Source organism: Mycolicibacterium sp. 624 (genome assembly GCF_040548615.1).
Classification (GTDB): domain Bacteria; phylum Actinomycetota; class Actinomycetes; order Mycobacteriales; family Mycobacteriaceae; genus Mycobacterium.
In genome coordinates, this window is record NZ_JBEPRZ010000002.1 from 963,373 (window position 1) to 985,096 (window position 21,724).

At 66.3% G+C, this 21,724-nt stretch carries 21 protein-coding genes; 7 read left to right on the top strand and 14 right to left on the bottom strand.

Going from position 1 to position 21,724, the window contains the following annotated elements; genetic code table 11:
* Positions 1-25 precede the first annotated feature (25 nt).
* The 3 genes from ABIA65_RS11635 (at position 26) to ABIA65_RS11645 (ending at position 4,172) form a co-directional block, all read left to right on the top strand.
* A complete protein-coding gene (locus ABIA65_RS11635; protein ID WP_241403167.1) occupies positions 26-1,423 on the top strand; it encodes an APC family permease in 1,398 nt (465 codons plus the stop codon).
* Positions 1,420-2,742 carry a metal-dependent hydrolase family protein gene (locus ABIA65_RS11640; RefSeq protein ID WP_354523582.1) on the top strand — a complete coding sequence of 441 codons (1,323 nt, stop codon included), beginning with the start codon at positions 1,420-1,422 and terminating at the stop codon, positions 2,740-2,742. Before ABIA65_RS11635 ends, ABIA65_RS11640 begins: the two co-directional genes overlap by 4 nt.
* Positions 2,743-2,807: 65 nt before the next feature.
* On the top strand, positions 2,808-4,172 hold the full coding sequence (locus ABIA65_RS11645; protein ID WP_354523583.1) for an AraC family transcriptional regulator: 1,365 nt from the start codon (positions 2,808-2,810) through the stop codon (positions 4,170-4,172).
* A 3-nt stretch (positions 4,173-4,175) separates the two neighbouring features.
* On the opposite strand, the gene ABIA65_RS11650 is transcribed toward ABIA65_RS11645, so the two are convergent.
* The 4 genes from ABIA65_RS11650 to ABIA65_RS11665 form a co-directional block, all read right to left on the bottom strand.
* Complete coding sequence (locus ABIA65_RS11650; protein WP_354523584.1) at positions 4,176-5,090, bottom strand: LLM class F420-dependent oxidoreductase; 915 nt, start codon at positions 5,088-5,090, stop codon at positions 4,176-4,178.
* 65 nt (positions 5,091-5,155) lie between these two features.
* Complete coding sequence (locus ABIA65_RS11655) at positions 5,156-5,593, bottom strand: SRPBCC family protein (RefSeq protein ID WP_241403163.1); 438 nt, start codon at positions 5,591-5,593, stop codon at positions 5,156-5,158.
* Positions 5,594-5,653: 60 nt separating this feature from the next.
* Positions 5,654-6,760, bottom strand: a complete 1,107-nt coding sequence (locus ABIA65_RS11660) for a CaiB/BaiF CoA transferase family protein (protein ID WP_354523585.1) — start codon at positions 6,758-6,760, stop codon at positions 5,654-5,656.
* Positions 6,757-7,197, bottom strand: a complete 441-nt coding sequence (locus ABIA65_RS11665) for an SRPBCC family protein (protein WP_241403161.1) — start codon at positions 7,195-7,197, stop codon at positions 6,757-6,759. Before ABIA65_RS11665 ends, ABIA65_RS11660 begins: the two co-directional genes overlap by 4 nt.
* 67 nt (positions 7,198-7,264) lie before the next feature.
* Here ABIA65_RS11665 and zwf point away from each other — a divergent pair, with 67 nt between their 5' ends.
* A complete protein-coding gene (gene zwf / locus ABIA65_RS11670) occupies positions 7,265-8,809 on the top strand; it encodes a glucose-6-phosphate dehydrogenase (protein ID WP_354523586.1) in 1,545 nt (514 codons plus the stop codon).
* 7 nt (positions 8,810-8,816) lie between these two features.
* On the opposite strand, the gene ABIA65_RS11675 is transcribed toward zwf, so the two are convergent.
* From ABIA65_RS11675 to ABIA65_RS11710, 8 genes are read right to left on the bottom strand one after another with little or no spacing between them, the layout of a single operon-like run.
* Positions 8,817-10,232, bottom strand: coding sequence for an MCE family protein (locus ABIA65_RS11675; protein ID WP_354523587.1), 1,416 nt, complete (start codon positions 10,230-10,232; stop codon positions 8,817-8,819).
* Positions 10,232-11,353 (bottom strand): MCE family protein, encoded by a 1,122-nt coding sequence (locus ABIA65_RS11680; RefSeq protein WP_354523588.1) that lies wholly within the window; start codon positions 11,351-11,353, stop codon positions 10,232-10,234. The genes ABIA65_RS11675 and ABIA65_RS11680 overlap by 1 nt, the downstream gene beginning before the upstream one ends.
* Complete coding sequence (locus ABIA65_RS11685; RefSeq protein WP_502919545.1) at positions 11,350-12,603, bottom strand: MCE family protein; 1,254 nt, start codon at positions 12,601-12,603, stop codon at positions 11,350-11,352. The genes ABIA65_RS11680 and ABIA65_RS11685 overlap by 4 nt, the downstream gene beginning before the upstream one ends.
* The gene (locus ABIA65_RS11690; protein ID WP_502919546.1) at positions 12,600-13,895 is read right to left on the bottom strand and encodes an MCE family protein; all 1,296 of its coding nucleotides are present in this window, start codon (positions 13,893-13,895) and stop codon (positions 12,600-12,602) included. The genes ABIA65_RS11685 and ABIA65_RS11690 overlap by 4 nt, the downstream gene beginning before the upstream one ends.
* Positions 13,892-14,920, bottom strand: a complete 1,029-nt coding sequence (locus tag ABIA65_RS11695) for an MCE family protein (protein WP_354523590.1) — start codon at positions 14,918-14,920, stop codon at positions 13,892-13,894. The genes ABIA65_RS11690 and ABIA65_RS11695 overlap by 4 nt, the downstream gene beginning before the upstream one ends.
* Positions 14,917-16,194, bottom strand: a complete 1,278-nt coding sequence (locus tag ABIA65_RS11700) for an MCE family protein (RefSeq protein WP_354523591.1) — start codon at positions 16,192-16,194, stop codon at positions 14,917-14,919. Before ABIA65_RS11700 ends, ABIA65_RS11695 begins: the two co-directional genes overlap by 4 nt.
* 3 nt (positions 16,195-16,197) lie before the next feature.
* Positions 16,198-17,043: an ABC transporter permease gene (locus tag ABIA65_RS11705; protein ID WP_354523592.1), complete on the bottom strand. Its 846-nt coding sequence runs from the start codon at positions 17,041-17,043 to the stop codon at positions 16,198-16,200.
* On the bottom strand, positions 17,040-17,804 hold the full coding sequence (locus tag ABIA65_RS11710; RefSeq protein ID WP_241403153.1) for an MlaE family ABC transporter permease: 765 nt from the start codon (positions 17,802-17,804) through the stop codon (positions 17,040-17,042). Before ABIA65_RS11710 ends, ABIA65_RS11705 begins: the two co-directional genes overlap by 4 nt.
* Before the next feature lie 210 nt (positions 17,805-18,014).
* Between ABIA65_RS11710 and ABIA65_RS11715 the strand changes: the two genes are divergently transcribed.
* Genes ABIA65_RS11715 through ABIA65_RS11725 form a run of 3 tightly spaced genes read left to right on the top strand, consistent with a single transcriptional unit; the run spans position 18,015 to position 19,480 of the window.
* Entirely contained in the window at positions 18,015-18,368 is a 354-nt protein-coding gene (locus tag ABIA65_RS11715; RefSeq protein ID WP_354523593.1) for a UBP-type zinc finger domain-containing protein, read from the top strand.
* Between the two features lie 6 nt (positions 18,369-18,374).
* Entirely contained in the window at positions 18,375-19,316 is a 942-nt protein-coding gene (locus ABIA65_RS11720) for a cation diffusion facilitator family transporter (protein ID WP_354523594.1), read from the top strand.
* On the top strand, positions 19,313-19,480 hold the full coding sequence (locus ABIA65_RS11725; protein WP_354523595.1) for a hypothetical protein: 168 nt from the start codon (positions 19,313-19,315) through the stop codon (positions 19,478-19,480). The genes ABIA65_RS11720 and ABIA65_RS11725 overlap by 4 nt, the downstream gene beginning before the upstream one ends.
* A gap of 3 nt (positions 19,481-19,483) precedes the next feature.
* On the opposite strand, the gene ABIA65_RS11730 is transcribed toward ABIA65_RS11725, so the two are convergent.
* On the bottom strand, positions 19,484-21,046 hold the full coding sequence (locus ABIA65_RS11730; protein WP_354523596.1) for a phytoene desaturase family protein: 1,563 nt from the start codon (positions 21,044-21,046) through the stop codon (positions 19,484-19,486).
* A gap of 60 nt (positions 21,047-21,106) precedes the next feature.
* Positions 21,107-21,715 (bottom strand): TetR/AcrR family transcriptional regulator, encoded by a 609-nt coding sequence (locus ABIA65_RS11735; protein ID WP_241403148.1) that lies wholly within the window; start codon positions 21,713-21,715, stop codon positions 21,107-21,109.
* Positions 21,716-21,724 lie beyond the last annotated feature (9 nt).

Consider the following 21,724-nt stretch of genomic DNA (forward strand, 5'->3'; position numbering starts at 1 on the left):
CATGCACGCCTACCGGGAGGTCCAGATGACAGACGACAGCCAGCCGGCATCGGGTGTCTCGCTCAAACGCGTCCTCACCCTGCGGTATCTGATCGTCTTCGGCCTGGCGTACCTCGCACCCACCGTGGTCTTCAACTACTACGGCATCATCACCAACCTCACCAGCGGCATGATGGCGCTGGCCTACGTGATCACCACGGTCGTCATGTGCTTCACCGCGTACAGCTACGCCGCGATGGTGAAGGCGTATCCGGTGGCGGGCTCGGCGTACACCTACGTCCGCAAAGCCGTCAATCCCTGGCTCGGGTTCCTCACCGGCTGGGTGATGCTGGTCGACTATCTGCTGTTGCCGATGATCTGCTACCTACTGGTCGGCATCTACATGAACGAGTTCGTGCCAGCGGTGCCGACGTGGTTGTGGGTGGTGGCGGCCGCCGTCATCGGCGCGTGGACCAATATCGTCGGCGTCAAGGCCACCGGTCGTATCAACACCGTCATCATCGCCGCGCAGATCCTGTTCTCCGTCGTGCTCATCGGGCTGATCGCCGGATATGTGGTGCGCGGCAACGGCAGCGGATCGTTGTTCGTCCCGTCCGCACTGCTCAACCCGGGCAACTTCGACTCGGGCAACGTTCTGCTGGCCGCCTCGATCCTGGCCGTCTCATTCCTGGGCTTCGACGCGGTGTCCACCATGGCCGAGGAGACCATCGACCCCGCCAAGACGGTCCCGCGAGCCATCATGATCGTGCCGATCGCCGCGGGGCTGGGCTTCGCGTTGATCTCGTACTTCACCCAGATCGCGTGGCCGCAGGGTTACACCGAGATCGCCGACCCCGATGCCGGCATCTTCGAACTGCTCGAACGCATCGGTGGCACCGCGCTGTCCACGACATTCCTGATCACCGACAATCTGGCCAGCCTGATCTGCGCGATGGCGGGACTCGCCGCCGCCTCCCGAATCCTCTACGGGATGGGCCGCGACGGGGCGCTGCCGCGGCGCTTCTTCGGCACCCTGAACCGCAGATTCCGCACACCGGTCAACAACATCGTGCTGACCTCGTTGATCGCACTCAGCGCGATCTTCTACGCCGACAACCTCTCCGGCGCAGCCTCGTTGATGAGTTTCGGCGCGCTCACCGGTTTCGTGTTGGTCAACTACTCGGTGATCAACCACTACTACATCCGCGGCAACCGACGTCACGGCTGGGACCTGGTTCGGTTCCTGATCGTCCCCGGTGTCGGCGTGCTGGTGAGCCTGGTGCTGTGGTTCAACGTCGACACCTCCGCCAAGGTGCTCGGCCTGATCTGGCTCGTGCTCGGCATCGGCTACCTGGCGTTCAGCACCAAGGGTTTCCGCGAGAAGCCGGTCGAACTGCGACTGGAAGAAGACGACCTACAGGAACAGGAGTCCAATCCCCGATGAAGGTGGCAGACAACTTCGCCCTCACCTCGGTCAGCGTCGTGGACGGCTACGGCGGACCGCCCGTCGACGGTCAGGCCGTCATCGTCCGGCGGGGACGCATCGATGCCGTGCTGCCGATGTCGCAGTATCGGCGCACCGGTGATGTACAGGAACTCGACCTGGACGGCCACTACGTCATGCCGGGCCTGATCGACGCGCACGTCCACCTGTCGGGTGGGCGGGCGCAGATCGACGACCAGGAGATCGGCGTTATCGCCGAGCCCAAGCTGATGCGGGCGGTGCGCTCGGTCTACGAGGCGCAGCAGCTGCTCAAACGCGGTGTCACCACCGCCCGCGATGTGTCCTGGAACGGCCTCTACCTCAAGCGGCTCTTCTTCGAGCAGCAGATACCCGGCCCGAAGGTCATTGCGTGCGGTCCGGGGCTGACCCGCACCGGTGGGCATGCCGATCTGCATCAGTTCACGCACGACTACGTCCAGGAGAACGGCGTCTGGGGCATCATGGCCGACGGCTGCGACGAGATCGTCAAGTCGGTGCGCCTGCTGTTGCGGGAGGGCGCCGACGCGATCAAGGTCTTCGCCAGCGGCGGCGACAACTGGCCGCACGACCGCAATGCCGACGTGCACTACTCGTTCGAGGAACTGCGGGCCTGCGTCGAGGAGGCGCACCGGCAGAAGGGCACGATCGTGATGTGCCACGCCGAGAACCGCGAAGCCATCAACATGGCGGTCGATGCCGGGTGCGACACCATCGAGCACGGTGAGGACATCGACGAGGAGTTGGCGGCCAAGATGGCGCGCAACGGCACGATCCTGGTGCCGACCCTCCAGCTCATCGTCAACTGGTATCGCGACTTCGTTCCGGTCGGCGATGCCGCGCAACCCAAACCGCGCCCGGACGCGTTCCTCTACCGCGACCTGTACGACACCCACGACGAGGCGTTCGGCCACCAGTACAGCAGCCAGGCCGTGCAGAGCTTCCAGACCGCCAAGGCGATGGGCGTGAAGATCGCACTCGGCTCCGACACCGTGTACGAGCCGCTCACCAAGTACGGCGAGTACAGCGCACTGGAGTTCCGCGCACTGGTCGAGTACGGCATGACAACCAGCGAGGCGATCACCGCCGCGACACAGGTGGGATCGCAGGCCGTCGGCATGTCGCACCTGATCGGCACCGTCGAGCCGGGCAAGCTCGCCGACCTGTTGGTGCTGCGCCAGGACCCGACGCAGGATCCGATGGTCATCTACGACGTCAACAACATCTACCTCACGTTCTGCGATGGCAAGCTCACGGTTAAGGACGGTCTGTTCGCTTGGTAGCCCACCAACCGGCCCACTAGGCTGGGCGCCGCAGGCCGGGAGGCCTCCACACGGGCGGCGGGGTGATGTTTCAAGCGGCGGTCGAGTTCGAACCGGGATCCCCGATGCACGCCGACATGCTGGCGATCCGCGCCACGAACATGCACATGCACCCGAACGCAGTCGAGATCGTGTACGTGCTGCGTGGTCAGCTGCACGTACAGGTCAGCTGCGAGGCGTTCGACCTGGAGCCAGGCGATTACGCGGTGATCAACCGATGCGACCCGCACTACCTGGAGGGTTCGTCCGACAACGTCACAGCCGTCCTGCACTTCGACCTGGCCGCGTTCGCCGACGTCGACCCATTCGTCGAGCACATCGTCTTCGCATGTGAGTCGTTCGACCTCGCTCGTTGGCGCGGGCAGGAAGCCCTGCTGCGTGGCCTGCTTCTCGGCCTCATCGAGGACGCGGCGACCACGTCGGAGCGCGGCCGAACGCCGGCTTCACACACCAGATGCGACGAGCTGATCCGCCTGCTGTGTGGCGGGTACTCACTGGAGCACTACTACAACCGTGACGCCCCCATCAGCACCGGCCGCCGCGAGAAGTTCCTGACCATCTTCCGCCATCTCGTCGAGCACGCGAACCAGCGTGATGTTCTGGATCTCATTGCCGCGCAGCAGCATTACTCCAAGTCGTATGTGTCCCACCTGGTCAAGGAGGTGTCCTCGATCAGCTTGCGCGATCTGCTCGTGTTCTTGCGGGTCGCCGCGGCCGAACGCATGCTGCTGGCGACCGATGCCACCGTGCTGGAGATCTCGGCGGCCTGCGGCTTCTCCGATCTCAAGTACTTCACCCGCAGCTTCGTCGACTGGTTTCATCAGACACCGACGGAGTACCGCCGAAGTACCCGGCCGAAGCTGTTGCGCGACAACGAGACCTCCGCGGTGTCGGACGCCGACGTACTGCACCTGGCCGGAGAGCACCGGCGCAGAGTGGCCTCCCCCGCTGAACATCCGCGGCTGAGCATCACACCACTGCTCCTGAAGAACCTCGGGTCACGAACGGACCCGTTCGATGCGGTGCGCACAAACCCACCCGAACATGACAAGCCGGCTGAAACCGAACCGCGCCGGGCCATCTCCGGTACCAAGCACCTGGTTCCGATTCGGGTGGAACAGGCCGACCTGGACGGCGGCTACCTGATCGACGGGCTGGCATCGTTTGATCAGATCAACACGAAACCATGCCTGGTCCTGGAGTACAGCACCAAGGCCGCCACTGTCGCGCTCATCGAGGCACTCGCGGCACGACTCTCGTCAGCCTCGGTGCCGGATCCGGCATTCTGGCTGGCCTACCGGGCAATACACGATCGTGCCGGTGTCGACGACGTGGTCATGCACGCCGGCGCCGCACTGGGGCTGGACGTCACGCCCATCCTGATGCCGTGACCCTCAGATCGCCGCGGCGGCTTCCCAGAGCGGGCGCGGATCCGCATCGACACCACGCAGCGGGCTCAGCACGACATCGGTCGCGCCGGCGTCGAGGTAGCGACGTAACTGTCGCAGAACGGATTCCGCGTCACCCACCGCGGCCAAGTCGGCGACGGAGCCGACACCCTCGCGGGCGATGACCTTCTGGTAGGACGGGATCGTCCCGTAGAACGCCAGTTGCTCGGCCGCAACGTCACGGCCCCCGTCGACGTCGTCGGTGACCAGAACCGGAACCATGGCGATGACCCTCGGCGCGGGACGTCCGGCCGCGGCCGCCGCCTCGGTGATCGTCGGCACGATGAGCTCCTCGATGGTGCGCGGGCCGGCAAGGAACGGCAGCGTGCCGTCGGCCAGTTCGCCGGTCACGCGTAAAGCCTTGGGCCCCATGGCTGCGACGTACACGGGGATTGGGTTTCCGCCCGGCACCGTGACGGGCCACTCCGGGCTTGCGGTGAACTCGTTCCCGTGGAAGTCGACGGCACCCGTGTCGAATATCGATCGCAGGATCTGCAGGTGTTCGCGCAGTCGGTCGATGGTGTTGGGCCACGCGGTACCGAAGGCGGTCTGCTCGGGGGCGTGCGCGCCGAGACCCAGCCCGAGGCTGAAGTTTCCGTGCGATGCCGCCTGCGCGGTCTGCGCCAGCGACGCCACGATCAGCGGGTGTCGCGGGTTGATCGGCACGACCGACGTACCCACACCGAGGCCGGGTACGGCCGCGCCGACAAGCCCGGCCAGCGCGATGGCGTCGTGGTCGAACTGCTGGGCCAGCCAAATCTGCCGGACGCCTGTGTCGAAGGCCCCGCGGGCCTGCTCGACGACGTCGTCGACATGGTTGTGGGCACGAGGATCTGGCAAGAGCACTACTCCGGTGGGCATATCGCTCACAACCGCGCGCGGCTACGGACGCATTCCCTTCGGATCACCACGAGTCTGACCGGCAGCTACCCGTGATTGCGCGTCACGCGGCATCGCAGCCGGTCCACGGCAACGTCGAGAACCTGCTTCTTGGCGCGCTTGATGAGGAACTCCGGGATTGGCGCGGCCAGGTCGATGATGAGGTCGAACCGTACTCGCGTCTGATCGCCCTCGCGGGTCAGCTTGTACTCGCCGTGCTGACCCCGCTGCTGGAACGTGTCCTCGGCGTCCCACACCACCCAGTCGTCACCCCAGTGGTACTCGAGCACTTCCTTGTCGGTGATGCCCATGATCTTGAGCGTCGCCTTGACGTGGTGTGGCCGACCGTCTGGGTGCCGGTCGAGCACTTCGGCGTGCCGGTGCAGCGTCGACCACGACGGCACCTCCTCGATGTCCGCCAGCGCATCGAGGATGGCGTGGGGTGATGCGTCGAACACCACTTCCCGGCTGGCTCTGACTGCCATAGAGCAAATTTTAGTCCTTACTCCGGCGAGTCGCAGGCCGTACGCCCAGCTAACCGAGATTCACCAGCCGATCTGGTCAATCGGGGTGGTCACGTGCGGCGGCGCGCCGGCGGGGCCGGACGGTGTGCGGGAGAACCGGGGAGCGGGCGCGGCCTGCGTGACCCCGCCTTCCGTCACGATCGTGGAGCGAGCCGTCAGGTGCTCGCTGACCGCCGCCTCGGTCCAGGTGAGCACGGGCGTCACACACGCATCGGTACCGGCGAAGACCGCCGTCCACTCATCGCGCGTCCTGCTCGCGAATCGTTCGGCGAAGATCTTGTGCATCTCGTCGTAGCGGCCCAGCTCGGACTGGTTGGGCACCTCATCGGCGCGCAGGCCCAGCCCACTGACCAGTTGCGCGAAGAACTGCGGCTCAATGGACCCGACGGCCATGTACCCGCCGTCGGAGCACTCGTAGGTGCGGTAGAACGGGGCGCCGCCGTCGAGCAGGAACGACTCGCGTTGATCCCTCAGCGAGCCGGTCGCCTTCATGGTCCACATCATCTGCGCCAGGATGCTGACCCCGTCGACCATCGCGGCGTCGATCACCTGTCCCCTGCCCGAGCGTTCCCGCTCGTATAGGGCGGCGACGATGCCGAGCACCACCAACATCGACCCACCACCGAAGTCGGCGACGAGATTCAGCGGCGCGACGGGTGGTCGGTCACGGTAGCCGATGGCACTCAGCGCCCCGGTCTGCGACAGGTAGTTGATGTCGTGGCCTGCCGTGGTGGCCATCGGCCCGTCCTGCCCCCATCCGGTGATGCGCGCAAAGATCAGTCGCGGGTTGACCGTCGCGCAGTCGTCGGGCCCGATGCCGAGCCGTTCGCACGTGCCCGGCCGGAAGCAGTCGAGCAGCACATCGGCCTTCGCCGCCAGGTCGAGCAACGCCTGGGGGTCGGCCTTCACGTCGAGGTCGACGATGCGCTTGCCGCGGTGCAGCAGGTCGAGGTTCTCGGCAGGCATCTTGAGCGGTCTCTTCGTCCCGTCGCTTCGCTCGCCCGGATCGGGTCGCCGCACGCGCACGACGTCGGCACCCATGTCGGCAAGGATCATGGCCGCGTGCGGGCCCGGTCCGATACCGCCGAGCTCGATGACCCGCACCCCCGCCAGGGGTCCCGTGCTCAACCCTTCTTGACCTTCAGGACCTGCTTGCGCAGACCGTCGGTTGCGGTCTCCATCCCACCCTTCAAGGTGCGCTTCAGGATGAAGCCGGGCATCGGAATCGACAGGTCGATCTTCATGTCGAACTTGACCTTCGTCTTATCCCCGTCCGGGGTCAGTGTGTAGCCGGCGTCCTGCGCCTTCAGCTGCCCGGACGACACCAGGGTCCACGTCACGCCGTTGTCAGACCACGTGTACTCGATCACCATGACGTCGGTCAGGCCTGCGGCCTTCACCGTCATCTCGACCTGCTTCGGCCGCCCGTCGGGGTAGCGCTCGAGGATCTCCGCCTTCTGATACTGCGGTGACCACGTCGGCGTCGCTTCGACGTCGGCGATGACGTCCAGGATCTCCTCGGGCGTAGCTTCAATGACGACTTCACGCGAATCACTGGTTGCCATGCCGCGACATTAGCGGGGTCTGCGCAGTGTCGTGCGCAGTTCACCAGCGAGTGGAAGCATCAACTCCGTGGCAGCAGAGACGAGAGACCAGCCGGACAATCCGCAGACCATCGCCTACCCCGCACCGGGCGCACGCCCGCACCGCCACGACGAGGCAGCGCTGGCGCCGCACGTAATAGTCCTCTTCGGCGCGACCGGCGACCTGGCGAAGCGCAAGTTGCTGCCGGGTATGGCCTATCTCGTCCTGTCGTCCCTGGCCCCGAAGATCCGCGTCGTGGGCACATCGCTGGAGGACCTCACCGACGATGAGTTCCGCGCGCTGACCAAGGAGGCGGTCGACGCGTTCAGCACGCACAAGCTGACCGACGAGCAGTGGCAGAGCTTCGCCAGTCGCATCACCTACGTGCCGCAGGGCGCCGGGCCAGAGGCCCTTGCCGAGGCCGTCGCGGCCGCCGAGGCGCAGCTGGGAGCACAGGCCAATGTCGCCGCCGGGGCGGCTCCAGAAACACAACGGCTGCACTATCTTTCGGTGCCACCCAAGGCTGCCCGTGCCGTCATCGCCATGCTGCGCGACGCCGGTCTGGTCGAACGTTCCCGGGTGGTGATGGAGAAGCCGTTCGGCACCGACCTGGCAAGTGCCATCGAACTGAACGACTTCGTGCACGACACGTTCCGCGAGCGGCAGATCTTCCGCATCGACCACTTCCTGGGCAAGGAGGCCGCGCAGAACATCCTGGCGTTCCGCTTCGCCAACGGGCTGTTCGAGCCGATCTGGAACCGCAACTTCATCGATCACATCCAGATCGACATCCCGGAGACCCTCGGCCTTGACCAGCGCGCCAACTTCTACGAGAGCACCGGCGCCTACAAGGACATGGTGGTGACGCACCTGCTGCAGGTGATGGCATTCGTGGTGATGGAGCCGCCGACTGCGCTGGAACCGCGCGCCATCAGCGAGGAGAAGAACAAGGTCTTCCGCTCGATGCTGCCGATTCGGTGCGCCGACGTCGTTCGCGGACAGTACACCGGGTACCGCGACGAGGACGGTGTCGCAAGGGATTCCGACACCGAGACCTTCATTGCGCTCAAGGTCGGAATCGACAACTGGCGGTGGGCTGGCGTGCCCATCTACCTGCGCACCGGCAAGAGGATGGCCGAGGGCATGCGGATCATCTCGATCGCCTTCAAGGAGGCGCCGCGCACCATGTTCCCGGCCGGCTCGGGCGTCGGCGCCGAGGGTCCCGACCACCTGACATTCGACCTCGCCGACGCATCCAAGGTGTCATTGTCGTTCTACGGCAAGCGACCAGGGCCGGGCATGAGGCTCGACAAGATGTCGATGCAGTTCTCGACCCAGGAGACCGAGGAGCTCGGCGACGTCCTGGAGGCCTACGAGCGCCTGATCCTGGATGCGATGCGCGGTGACCACACGCTGTTCACCACCGCCGAGGGCATCGAATCCCTCTGGGAGCGTTCAACACACCTCCTGGAGGACCCGCCCCCGGTCAAGCTCTACCAACCCGGCACGTGGGGACCCAATGCCATCCACCAGTTGATCGCGCCGAATGCGTGGCGCCTACCGTTCGAGCGCGCCTGGCGCGAGAGGAAGTAACGCCCGCCTACCGTCCCGGCGGCACCAGCATCGACTGCCACGTCTCGTGTCCAGGGTGGGCGAGATCGCCCTGGGTGTGGGTCTGCCCGTCCGGTCCGATGTACGTTCCGGTTGCGGGGTCATACGGCACTGCGGCGACGGCCGGCGGCGCCTGCGGCACGGGTTGACCCGACAGCGTCGCGTTCGGGTCGCCCTTCCAGTTCCATCCGTCGTTCAGCGGAACGTAATGGTCGTCGCTCTCACACAGTTCGACCGTCGGAGCACGTTTGGCGGGATTTCCCTCGCATGGAATATTGCGCACACCACGCACATTCAGCGTGGAGTCCTGCGGCACCCGGCAGTACAGCTCGCCTGCGGGCCGTTCGGGGGCGTCGGTGACCGCCGCCGAGCGCTGCTGGGAGACCGGCAGGAATCCGGTGTTGCACGGCGGCGGCAGGTTGAGGTTCAGGTTGAAGTCGAGGTAGATGCCCCGGTAGTCCTGCTTGGTGCCGGAGTTCGCCAGCGCGATCGCCGACATCACCGCCGTCCCCTGCGGGAAGAGCACCAGGAGCTGCTCGATATCGGAGCGATAGGTGATCGCGATGTCACCCAGGCTGACCATGTTGGCCAGCAGCACCGGCAGGGCGGGTGCGACCCGGTCGAACAGGGCCCGGCCCTCGTTCAGCGCAGGGCCACCCTGGTCGAGCAGACCGGCGAATGCCGCGTCTCGGGCCTCGAGCTGACCGGTGATGGCGGCCATGCGCTGCGCCCAGGTCTGGATCGAGTCTGCGGTCTGCACCTGAGATCTCAGCACGGCGGGCGACTCGTCGATCAATGTCACGAGGGGATTGATGGTCGCCGCACCCTCGATCGCCAGCGATGTGGATCCGTCGACGATACGAGACAGCTCGGGCCCCAGACCGGCGACGGCCTTGCTCGCCTCCTCGACCACTGTTCGCAGATTCTCCTGCGGGATCGCCTGCAGTGCAGTGTTGGTGGCGTCGAGCAGGCTTCCGATATCGGCGGGAATCTGGACCCTGCCCGCGGGTATGACGTCGCCGTCGCTCAGATTCGGCGCTCCGGCGGGCGTGTCAGGGGCGGGGGTCAGCTCGAGAAACTGTTCGCCGACCGCCGAGCGGCTGTGCACCGCAGCGGTCACGTCAGAGGGCACCTTGATCGCAGAGTTGAGCAACAGGGCGGCCCGCACGCCGTCCCGCGCGACGTCGATCGAGGTGACCCTGCCGATCTCGGTGCCCCGGTAGGTCACGACGGACGTCGGGTACAGGCCTCCGGTTGCGGGCAGCTCGACCGTCACGTGGTAGCGGCCGATCCCGAGCAAGGCTGGCACGTTGACGAATCCGAATGCCATGATGCCGCAGGCGATGACGGTGACTGTCGCCAGGATCGCCAGCTGCGTCCACACCGCACGGGTCAGGCGCACCATCAGTACGACCCCCAGTGATAGGGGACGATCAGCGGGTTTCCCGCGGTGTAGGGGCTCGGCATCTGGCCGATCGTGCGGCCCCACTGCAACTCGAGTTCGGTGAGGTTGCCCTCCCACCTCGTCCCAGTGAACAGGCTGCTGTCGAGGCGGCTCAGGGTGAGGTCGACAACCAGGGTGATGTTGGCGAAGTCGCCGCGGAACCAGTTGGCGATGGTGCTCTTCACCCAGGGATAGGTCGATAGGAAGTCCAGCCCCCTGGTGAGTGCGGGCCCGGCGTCGGCCAGCTCCCGGAACACCGGCGCGATGCTGCGCAGGTTGGCGATCAGCGACTCCCTGGTCTGGTTGACCGTCGAGGTGGCGACGGCACTGAACTTGCCCAGCGAGTCGATGGCGTTCGCCAGATTGGTACGCGAATCAGCCAGGACCTCAAGCGCCTTCGGGATCTCGGTCAGTGCCCGATCCACCGTCTCATCGTTCGCGGCGACCTGGCCTGCCAGCGAGTTGAGCCGTTCGGTGGCGGCGATGATGTCATCGGTCTGGACGTTGAGCGCTCCGATGAAGGTGTCCAGTTGGGTCAGCAGACTGCGCATGTCGTTCTCACGGCCGGCCAGGGCCTTGGCGAAGGTCTGGTTGATCTCCTGAAGTTGGCCCAGGCCACCGCCGTTGAGCAGAATCGACACCGAGGCCAGCGTCTGCTCGGTGGTCGGATACGTGCCGGCCGAGGCCAGCGGGATCACCGAGCCGTCGGCGAGTTCACCCCGGGGCGCCTCGTCGGTCGGTGGCGCCAGCTCGATGTGCATGGATCCCAGCAGGCTGGTCTGGCCGACCTTGGCGGTGCTGTTCGCGGGCAGGTGGACGCCACCGTCGATGCGCATCGTGACCAACGCGTGCCAGTCCTGCACCTCGATCTTGGTGACGTTGCCGACGTTGACGTCCGCGACACGAACGCGCGTGTTCCGTTCGATCACCACGACATCGGGCAGCTGCGCGGAGATGGTGTACGAACCGTCGCCGCCTCCCTCGGTGCCCGGCAGGCTCAGCGAGTTCAGCCCCCGCCAGTCGCACCCGGTGATTGCCGTGAGGCTCACGGCGATCAGGAGTGCGGTGAGCACGCGCCTCACGGCGAGCCACCGGGGACCATCAGACCCTCCAGTCCCCTGCCGGGATCGGTGGGCACCGCCACCGGCGGTGGCGGCGGGTTCGGGCTCAACCGGTCCTCGCTGTAGGTGATCTCGTTGGGCCGTGCCGATGCACCCACGAACGGGTTGACGCCCAGCGGCGGATAGTTGAACTGGCGGTTCTTGATGATCGGCGCGAGGTACTGAACGCACAGCTTGGAGGACTGCTCGAAACCCCGCCGCGAGGCGGCCTCGATGGCGCTGCAGATGAACTGGACGGTGTTGGCGAAGTTGACCGGCGCGAGGATTCCGCTGATCGCGCTCTGCGCCGGTTGGTAGATGTTGGTGAAGTTCTGAAACACCGTCGGTGTGATGTGCAGGACCTGCTTGACGTCACCGCGGCTGTCGTTGAGTGCGGTGGTGATGGCGCTGAGCCGGTCGAACGTGACCCCTAGCCCCTCCCTGTTGTCGGCGACGAAGGCCCGCAGGTCGGTCACCGCGGTGTCCAGCCCCTGGGTCGCGTCGGCCACCTCGTTGGGGGTGTTGGACAACACTGTGGTGATGTCGGCCAGGTTGGTGTTGAACGCGGCGAGTAGATCGCTGCTCGAGGACAGGGCCGATACCAGCAGCTGAAGGTTGCGGACTGTGCTGAAGATGTCTGTGCTGTGATCGCCGAGCGCCGAAACCGCTTGGGACAGCTTGATCACCGTGTCGCGGGCAGTGTCACCCTGACCGCGCAGGTTGGCCGCGGCGGTGTTGATGAACTCTCCCACCGCACTCGGCCCACCCGGCGTGGTCGGTTGCAGCGAGCCCGAGAGCTTCTCCAGTTGCTGACGGAAGTCGTCCCACTCGACCGGGACCGCGGTGCGCTCGCGCGGAATCGTGGCGCCCGCCTCCAGTTTCGGCCCACCGGAGTATGCGGGAACGAGCTGGATGGCCCGCGCGCTGACCAGCGACGGTGACAGGACGGCCGCCTGGACGTCGGCTGGCACCGGGTACTGCGACTCGACCGAGAACGTGACCTTGGTGGCGTCGGGTTGCGGCTCGATCTCGTCGATGGTGCCAACGGCCACGCCGAGGATGCGGACCTCATCACCGGTGTAGAGACCGTTGGTGTTGTCGAAGTACGCGACGAAGGTGTCCCTGCTGACGCCCTTCCACCACGGGGTGCCCACCATGGTGATGCCGATGGCGAGGATCACGACCAGCGCCGAGGTCAGCGCGATCCGGGCTGTGCGTACCGACATGATCACTGCCCTCCGTCGGCGGGAGGAGCCACGGGAAGCGGCCCGACGAACGGGGTCGGTATCTGCGGCGCCGCGGCGGGTGGACCCGGCGGCGGACCGCCCGGCGGGGGCGCGGGCAGCGGTCCCCGGTATGGGTAGCGGGGATCGCCGGGGTTACCCGTGATGGCGTCGGGCAGCGTCAGATTCGGCTCGCCACCCTGGCCGGTGCGCGGGAACGGCACCGGTAATGCGGGGGTGCCGGGTTGGCCGACGGGTGGGTCGACCAGTCCGGACGGCAGTTTGACGTTGGGGTCCAGCCCCAGATCGGAGAACGCCGCGTCGATGAAGGGCTGCGCGAACTGGCCGGGTGCGAGGTTGACCACGGACGCCTTGAAGAACGGGCCGGATCCCAGCACCTCACCGAATGACATGGCGTACCGACGCAGCAGATAGAGGGTGCGTTGCAGTTCCTGCTTGCGGGTGTCCAGGATCGACAGCACACCGTTGAGCTTGTCGACGGCCGGCTTCAGCTGCGTGCGGTTGTCGTTGACGACGGCGGAGATCTGGTGCGACACGTCGGCGATGTTGGTCATCAATGCGTCGATCGAATCCCGCTGTGCGAGAACCTCGGCCAGCAGTGCGTTGGCGTTGACCACCAGTGCCGCGATCTGATCGCTGCGCTTGGCCAGCACCCCGGTGACCTTGTTGGCATCGGCGAGCAGATTGCGCAGTTGTGCGTCTCGGTTGTTGAGCGTTCCGGAGAACCGCGCCACCCCCTCCAGCGCGATCCTCAGATCCGGTGGGGTGTTCTGAAAGGTCTGCGCCAATGTGGTCAGCGCAGAAGACAACTGGGCGGTGTCCAGACCGCTGATGGTGGTGGTGAGGTCACCCAGAGCGGCCGGCAGGTCATACGGCGAGGTAGTCCGCTCGAGCGGGATGGTGCCGGTGAGCTCGCCGTCGCCTCGTGGGGTCAGCTCGAGCATCTTGGTGCCGAGCACGGTCTCGGTCTTGATCGCGGCCTCGGTCCGGTCGCCGAGTTCGACGCCGTCGTCGACCGTGAAGTCCACCCTCACCCGGGTGCCCTCCAACTGGATGTCGGAGACCCGCCCGACCGACAGCCCCGAGACCCGCACGTCGCTACCGGACTTGATGCCACCCGCCTCGGAGAAGTAGGCGGAGTGATCGGATGTGCCCTTGACGAACGGGATCTCGTCGTAGGAGAAGGACGCGACCACGATCCCGATCACGACGAGGATCCCGACCGCGCCGACGGCGATCCTGTTGCGCTCGGCAAGTGGCTTGATTCTGGGCCTGTTCATTTGGGTGCGCACCGTCCGGAATCCTGGCCAGCGACCTTGACGAACACCGGTTGACCGCCCTTGCCGTTGAGCTTGAGAATGGCGTCGCACAGGTAGAAGCCGAAGTAGTCGCCGTAGAGTCCCTGCCTGGCCAGCACCTGGTAGGCGTCGGGCAGCGTTCTGACCAGTTCGTCGACGTACTGATGGTCGGCCTCGATCTGGCCGGCGAACCGATCCGTCTCCGTCACGACGTCCTTGATCGGTTGACGGGCGTCGGCCAGCAGGTCCGCGACCGACCCCGCCGCGGCGTTGATGTAGGCGGTGCCGTTGGCGATGTCGGTCTTGCGTTCCGATAGGCCCGCAACGAGTTCGGACAGGTTGTCCAGCCCGTCGGCGAACTGGTTGTCGCGGGCGGCGAAGGTGCCAAGCACGGTGTTGAGATTGGTGATGACCTGGCCGATCAACTCGTCGCGGCCCGCCAGCGTCGTCGTCAGCGCGGAGGTCTGCGACAGCACCGACGCGATCGTGCCGCCCTGACCCTGGAACACCATCAGCAGTTGTGCACTCAACGCGTTGACCTGGTCGGGATCCAGCGCGCGAAACAGCGGCCGGAAACCGCCGATGAGGGCGTCGACGTCCAGTGCGGGCGCGGTGCGCGCCAACGGGATCGTCTCGCCCGGCTGCAGCCTTCGCACCGAGCCCGGACCGTCATCGAGGGCCAGGTAGCGGTCACCGATGAGGTTCTCGTAACGCACCGCCGCTCTGGTGCCCTCGGTCAGTGGCAGGTTCTGATCGACGTCGAACTCAACCGACACTGTGCCGTCCCGCTGCAGGGTCATCTCTCGGACCTTGCCGACCTCGACGCCTGCGATCCGCACGAAGTTGCCGCCCTTGAGCCCCGACACGTTCACGAGCACCGCGTGGTAGGTGGCACGCGTGTCGAAGCGGAACTGGCCGAACACCGTCACCAGGACGAACGTGAAGACCAGGCACATCGCGGTGAAGAGCACGACCCGCACCAGTGTGCGAATGGTTCTGCCTCTCATGGCTGTCCCCCGCCGGGTAACGGGCCGGGAGCAGGGCCGCCCGGGTAGCGGATCTTGGGCGGCTCAGGCACCCCCTTCGTCGCGGGAAAGTAGTTGGCGAAGCCCGGGAATCCGATACCGGGGTTGGGCCGCACATCAAGTCCCGTGCCGAATCCGGTGTCGGTGACGAGGTACTTCACCGGGAAGTTCTTGCTGACATCGGGCAGCGACCCGCAGCCCGGTCTGCCGCCCGGCCCGCCTCGCGCGTTGACGATGGGCAGGTTGTCCGGATAGCGGTACGGGTCGTCGCCCATCAGCAGCCCGGCATCCATGATGACGGACTTTCCGTTGCCGCCCAGCGCATCACGACCGCCGTTCTCCAGAAACCATTGAGCACCTTGGAACAGGCAGGTGTAGCTGGGCGAGTACACGTTCAGCAGGTCGGTCGTCGGCGCGAGCGTGTCAATCGCGCGCGCCAGGTTGAGCTGGTTTGCGCCGATGACCCTGATACCGGACTCGGAGAATCCGACGGCCGACAGCAGCACGTCGTTGAGTGCCGCCGCGTGGCCCGCGATGGTGTCGCTTGTGGTGGTGAACGACTTCAGAGCGGACAGGATGTCCTGGGCGGCAGTGGAATACGCCTGGGCGGTCTGACCGAACAGCTGCCAGTCCTGCTGCACCGTCGACATCCGGGGATTGACGGCGAGCAGTACGGCGTTCGCGTCGGTGATCGCCTGTCCGATGACCTCCCCCTTGCCCCGGAACGCCTCGGCGAGCGCCGACAGCACCGAGTTGAGTTTCGCCGGGTCGATCGCTGCCACGACCGACTGCAGGTTCTCGAACACGGTGTTGACCTCGACGGTCACATTGCGCGACTGCAGCACCGCGCCCGGCTGCAGGGGCTCGAACCCCGCCGTGTCATCGGGAACGATGAGGTCGACGTACTTCGCGCCGAACGCGGTGCTGGACTTGATCTCTGCCGCGACGTTGCTCGGAAGATACTGGAACTGACGCTTGTCGATCCTCAGGGTCAGCTTCGAGAAGGCGGGCTCGCCCGAGGCGCTCTCTGCACCAATGGATCTGACCTCCCCGATCTGGACGCCGCGCAACTTCACCTTGGCGCCGTTCTCCATCACCAGGCCGGATCTGTTGGCCACCAGGGTCAGCGGGACGGTCTCACGCAGCGCCCCCGTGAACAGCAGAGCGGTGACGGCGACCAGTCCGATGGCCAGGAGGAACAGCACGGGTGCCCACCAGATGGGGTCGATCCCCCCGCGTCGGGGTGAGTTGTCCATCGTCTAGCCCGACAGGTGAAAGTTGCCGGACTGCCCGTACACGGACAGTGTGATGGTCAACAGGATGAAGACGCCGGCGGTGATCGACGTCCGCACGGCCCGGCCGACAGCCTCGCCGACTCCTGCCGGTCCGCCCGTCGCGGTGAACCCGTAGTAGGTGTGCACCGCCATCACGGCGGCTGCCATCGCCAACGCCTCGGTGAATGACCACAGCAGATCCGTCGGCTGCAGGAAGGTCGAGAAGTAGTGGTCGTACACCCCGCGCGACTGCCCGTAGATGATCGTGGTGCCGAACCGGGTCGCCAGGAACGACATCAACACCGCGACGGTGTAGATGGGGATGACCGCGACGATGCCCGCCACGATGCGGGTCGACGCCAGGTAGGTGATGGCCCGGATGCCCATGACCTCGAGGGCGTCGATCTCCTCGTTGATGCGCATGGCGCCGATCTGCGCCGTGGCGCCCGCACCGATGGTCGCGGCCAGCGCCACGCCCGCCGTCGCCGGGGCGATGAATCGGACATTGAGGAACGCCCCCAGAAAGCCCGTCAACGCCTCGATTCCGACGTTGGAGAGGGTGTTGTAGCCCTGCACGGCGATCAGCGCACCGGTGGACAGCGTGAGGAAGCCGACGATGACGACGGTGCCCCCGATGACGGCCAGCGCGCCGGTGCCCAGGCCCATGGTGGCGATCAGCCGAAGCACCTCACCCGGGTAGCGGCGGACGGCTTCGCCGGTGGACGCAAACGCGCTTCCGTAGAACGCCGTCTGCTCCCCCAGTTTCCGCGTCGCACCGATGACCTCCGTGAAGGCGGCCCGTGCCGACGGTTCGCTCGCAAGCTCGCTCACGGAGCCACCTTGACGCCGAAGGCGGTGGCCAGGATGTTGATGAGGAACAGCGCCATGAACGCGAAGACCACCGTCTCGTTGACGGCGTTACCGACCGCTGTCGGCCCGCCGCCGACGGAGAGCCCCTTGTAGCAGGCGATCAGGCCAGCGGACAGACCGAACAGCAATGCCTTCACCAGGGAGACGATGACCTGCGGCAGGCCCGTGAGCAGGGTCAGTCCGGCGACGAACGCACCGGGCGTGACGCCCTGGACGAACACCACGAAGAAGTAGCTTCCGACCAGGCCGACGACGGCGACCACCGAATAGAGCATCAGCGCGACGAACGTCGCCGCGACGACCCGCGGCACCACAAGAGCCTGAACCGGATTGACGCCGATGACCTGCATTGCGTCGATCTCCTCGCGGATGGTCCGCGCACCGAGGTCGGCGCACATCGCGGTGGCACCCGCGCCGGCCACAACGATGGCGGTGACCACCGGACCGACCTGAGTGACCGACGCCAACGCGGCGCCCGCACCGGACAGGTCGCCCGCCCCGACCTCGATCAGCACGATGTTCAGCGTGAAGACGATCAGCACGGTGTAGGGAATCGACAGCACGATCGTGGGAACGATCGACACCCTGGCGACGAACCAGATCTGATCGATGAGTTCCCGCCATGCGAACGGGTGGCGGAACAACGCGGCGCCCGTCTCACCGGCGAGCACGACGAAGTCGCCCACCGCAGCGGCGGGTTTGGTCCAGGCTGTCCCAGTCACCGTCGCCTCCCCAGGGATCGCAGCACGAGGTTGGGCGGGACATTAAGAGCGCGGGAGTTAGCCGTCAAAGGGTCGATTTCACCAAACATGCACGTCAATAAGCGAACAAGCTGGTATCCCGTCCGTCGCTACTTTGGTTCACTCTGATCCGATTTGCCCGACTGAAACGGTTGCGCACGCATTTGCGCTTTCGCAATTACGCTCGGACCTATGGGCGTCGAGGTGAATCCGGCAGTCCCGCCGAGCGGGATGGGTTGCGTCGAGTGCGATGCCGTCGGCGGATGGTGGTTTCACCTCCGCCGGTGTGCCGCGTGCGGCCACGTCGGCTGCTGCGACGATTCACTGGCGCGGCATGCCTCGGCGCACTGGCGAGACACCGGCCATCCGATCATCCGGTCGTTCGAGCCCGGTGAGGACTGGTTCTGGGACTACCGGACCGCCGACTACTACGAGGGCCCCGAACTCGTTGGGCCACAGAATCATCCAGAGGATGACCCCGTGCCGGGTCCGCGTGGTCGGGTGCCGGCAGATTGGCTGGAGCAACTGCAGCGCCGAACCGACTGATCCGCCGTGGCCAAGTCCCAGGGTGACAGCACCCTCACGGTGGCGGTCGCGTTCGCCGCGAACCTGGTGATCGCCATCGCCAAGACCGTTGCCGCGACACTGACCGGTTCCGCGTCGATGAGTGCGGAGGCGACGCATTCGTGGGCCGACGCCGGCAACGAGGTCTTCCTGCTCATCGCCAACCGGCGAGGTGGCCGTGACGCCGATGCGCGGCGACCACTGGGCTACGGCCGCGAGGCGTACGTCTGGTCACTGCTCGCCGCGGTGGGCCTGTTCGTCGTCGGCGCGGCGGTGTCCATCTGGCGGGGTGTCACCGAACTGCTGCACGGCGGCGACGGCGCCGAGGACTACCGGATCGCGTACCTGGTCCTCGCGATCGCCTTCGTCCTGGAGGGCATATCGCTGCTGCAGGCTGTACGCCAACTGCGGCGCGACGCAAAGACTTTCGACAGCGATGTCCTCGAGTACGCGCTGCGGACATCGGACCCCACGGTGCGCGCCGTGTTCGCCGAGGACGCCGCGGCACTGATCGGGATTGCCATCGCCTTCCTCGGCATCCTGCTCCACCAGCTCACCGGCGAGGTGGTGTGGGACGCCGCGGGTTCCATCCTGGTGGGTGTCCTCCTCGGCGTGGTGGCTGTGGTCCTGATCGACCGCAATCGAGTGTTCCTCACCGGCGAGTCGGGCTCACCGCGCATTCACGATGCGCTCGTCGCGCGACTCGCCGAGTTTCCCGAGGTCACCACGGTGCGCTTCCTAAGGCCCGAATTCATTGGGCCGAAACGCCTTTTCGTCATCGCCAGCGTGGACCTGGAGGGCGACCGGGTCGAGTCGTCTATCGCCCGCACACTGCGCGACCTGGAGCACCGCTTGGAGCAGGATCCCTACGTCGCCGAGGCCGTGCTGACGGTTTCCGAACCCGACGAAACGGGTACTAGCGGGGGGTGAGTACTGCAGGTGACCCCGAGACCATCGAATCCGAGTCAGGGCCCGAGGGCGCCAAGGACGTCCAAAGCGACCCGGCGAAGGGCGGTGGTGAGAAGTCCGACTGGACCGACGAGGGTGGAGCCCCGCCGACCGGACCCGCTGACGAGGGCGACGAGGCTCCGTGACGCCTAACGCGCGTCGGCGAGTGCGGCCGTCGCGGCGTTGTAGCCCGGGATGAAGGTGATGCCGGGCCCGCCGTGGCAGCCGGCGCTGCCCAGGTACAGCCCGCCGATCGGAATCGGTTGATCGACGTAACCCCTGGGGCCCGGGCGATTGGGGCCCATCTGCTCCGGATGAATGAGGCCGTGACAGTAGTCGCCGCCCGGGGCCCCGAACATCGTGCCCATGTGCTTCGGCGTGAACGTCGTGTGCCGGATGATCTTCGACTCGAAGTCGGGTGCCAGCCTGGTGATCTTCTCGATGACGCGGCGGCCCATCTCGACCTTCAGATCGCCGTAGCTGGCGTCGCCGGTCTCGACGGGGAACCACATTGAGAATGCCGAGATCGCGTGCTTGCCAGCGGGGGCCAGCGCCGGGTCGTGCACCGAGGGAAACTGCATCGCGATCGCCGGGTCGGCGGGAACGATGCCGCGCCGAGAGTCCTCCCACTGCCGCTGGAGTTCCTCGGGGGTGCTGAAGAGCCCGATGCTCGCCTGCATCTCGGGATCGTTGAGCATCTCGTAGGGTGCGGCGAACGTCGGCATGCCGTCGAGCGCGAAGTGCATCTGCAGGTAGCTGCCCCGGTGATCGACCCGGGCGAACCGATCGCGCACATCACCCGGCAGGGCATTCGGGTCGATGAGCTTGGTGACGGTGAGGTCGGGTGCGAGACCGGATACGACGACGTTGGCGTCGACGGTCGAGCCGTCCTCCAGTCGCACGCCGGTGACCCGTCCATCGGCCACCAGGATCTCCTCGACCTTGCTGCGCAGCCGCAGCTCACCTCCACCGGAGACCAGGGTGTCAACCAGATGTGCTGTGAGCGCGCCGATTCCGCCGCGCAGCTTCTTCATCAACTTGGCGTTCTCATCGGGGACCGCCAGCCCGTACGCGAGCGCGGCGGCGCTGCCGGGGGTGGCGGGGCCGCGGTAGGTGGTGTTGATCGCCAGGAACGACAGCATGCCGCGCAGCGCCCCGTGCTTCTCGGCGTCGGGGAGGTACCGGTCGAGGACGTCGGTGACCGAGCCGAACAGCATGTCGGTGATCGCCGAGCGCTCGAATTCGTTGTTCGCGCAGGCATACATCTCGTCGATGGTCTTCGGTGGGGCCGCGGCGTCAAACCGGCCGAGCGCCCGGGTGGGGGCCATGCTCCACGCCATCAGCCCGGCCATGCCGTTGACGGCCTCGGCCCCGTGCACCTCGTTGAGATGAGTGAGCATCCGCATCGGGTCGGCGTAGTACACGACGGGGTCATCCCCGATGCCGCGCAGCGACACCGACATGACGTCGAGGTCCACGGTCGGCAGGTCGTCGAGACCGAGTTCCGCACTGACCTTGGCCGAGGTCGGGAACTGGAGCGACCCCGCGATCTCGAACTTGTACCCGTCGAAGAGTTCGACGGTCGAGGCCATACCGCCCGCGTACAGCTTGGATTCCAGACAGAGCGTGCGCAGGCCGTTGCGCTGCAGTAGCGCCGCCGCAGCGAGTCCGTTGTGTCCTGCGCCAATGACAATGGCGTCGAAGTCCGTCATGTTCCGAGGCTGGCACGACGTCTGATGTTTTGTCAATAATGACGAAACTTGGGATGTGCGTCAGCGGCGATCCGCGTCGAACCCCTCGGAAACCGACTCCAGCGCAGTGCGGCACAGCCGCGCGAGTTCGGGCACGGACCGGTTCTCGTCGAGCATCCACACCTCCATCGCGCCGAACACCGCGGCCGAGATGCAGCGCGCCGTGACGGTGATGCGCAGCCGTTCGTCGGTACCCGCCGCGGGTGGGTCGCTGCGCGTCAGATACTCCTCGACCGCCTCGGCGAAGTCGGCCTCCACCTGACGGATGTGCCGGACGATGCGCCCGGGGTCGAGTTCCCGCGCACGCAACTCGGCGATCTTGGCCACCGCGTCGACGTCATAGGGTGCCGACATCACCGCCGCGTGCACCGAGTCGATGATCGACTCCTCGCCGGACTGCTCGGCCAGCGCGGCGCGAAACCACTGCAGCCCCGCGTCGTAGTCGGCGAACAACAAGTCGTGCTTCGACGTGTAGTGCCGGTAGAACGTCCGCAGCGACACCCCCGCGTCGGCGGCAATCTGCTCCGCGGAGGTCTCCTCGAGCCCCTGCCCCAGGAAGCGCACCAGCGCCGCCTTCTGCAGCGCGTCGCGAGTGCGCTCGCTGCGTGCGGTCTGCGCAGGTCGGACCATGGTGGGTAA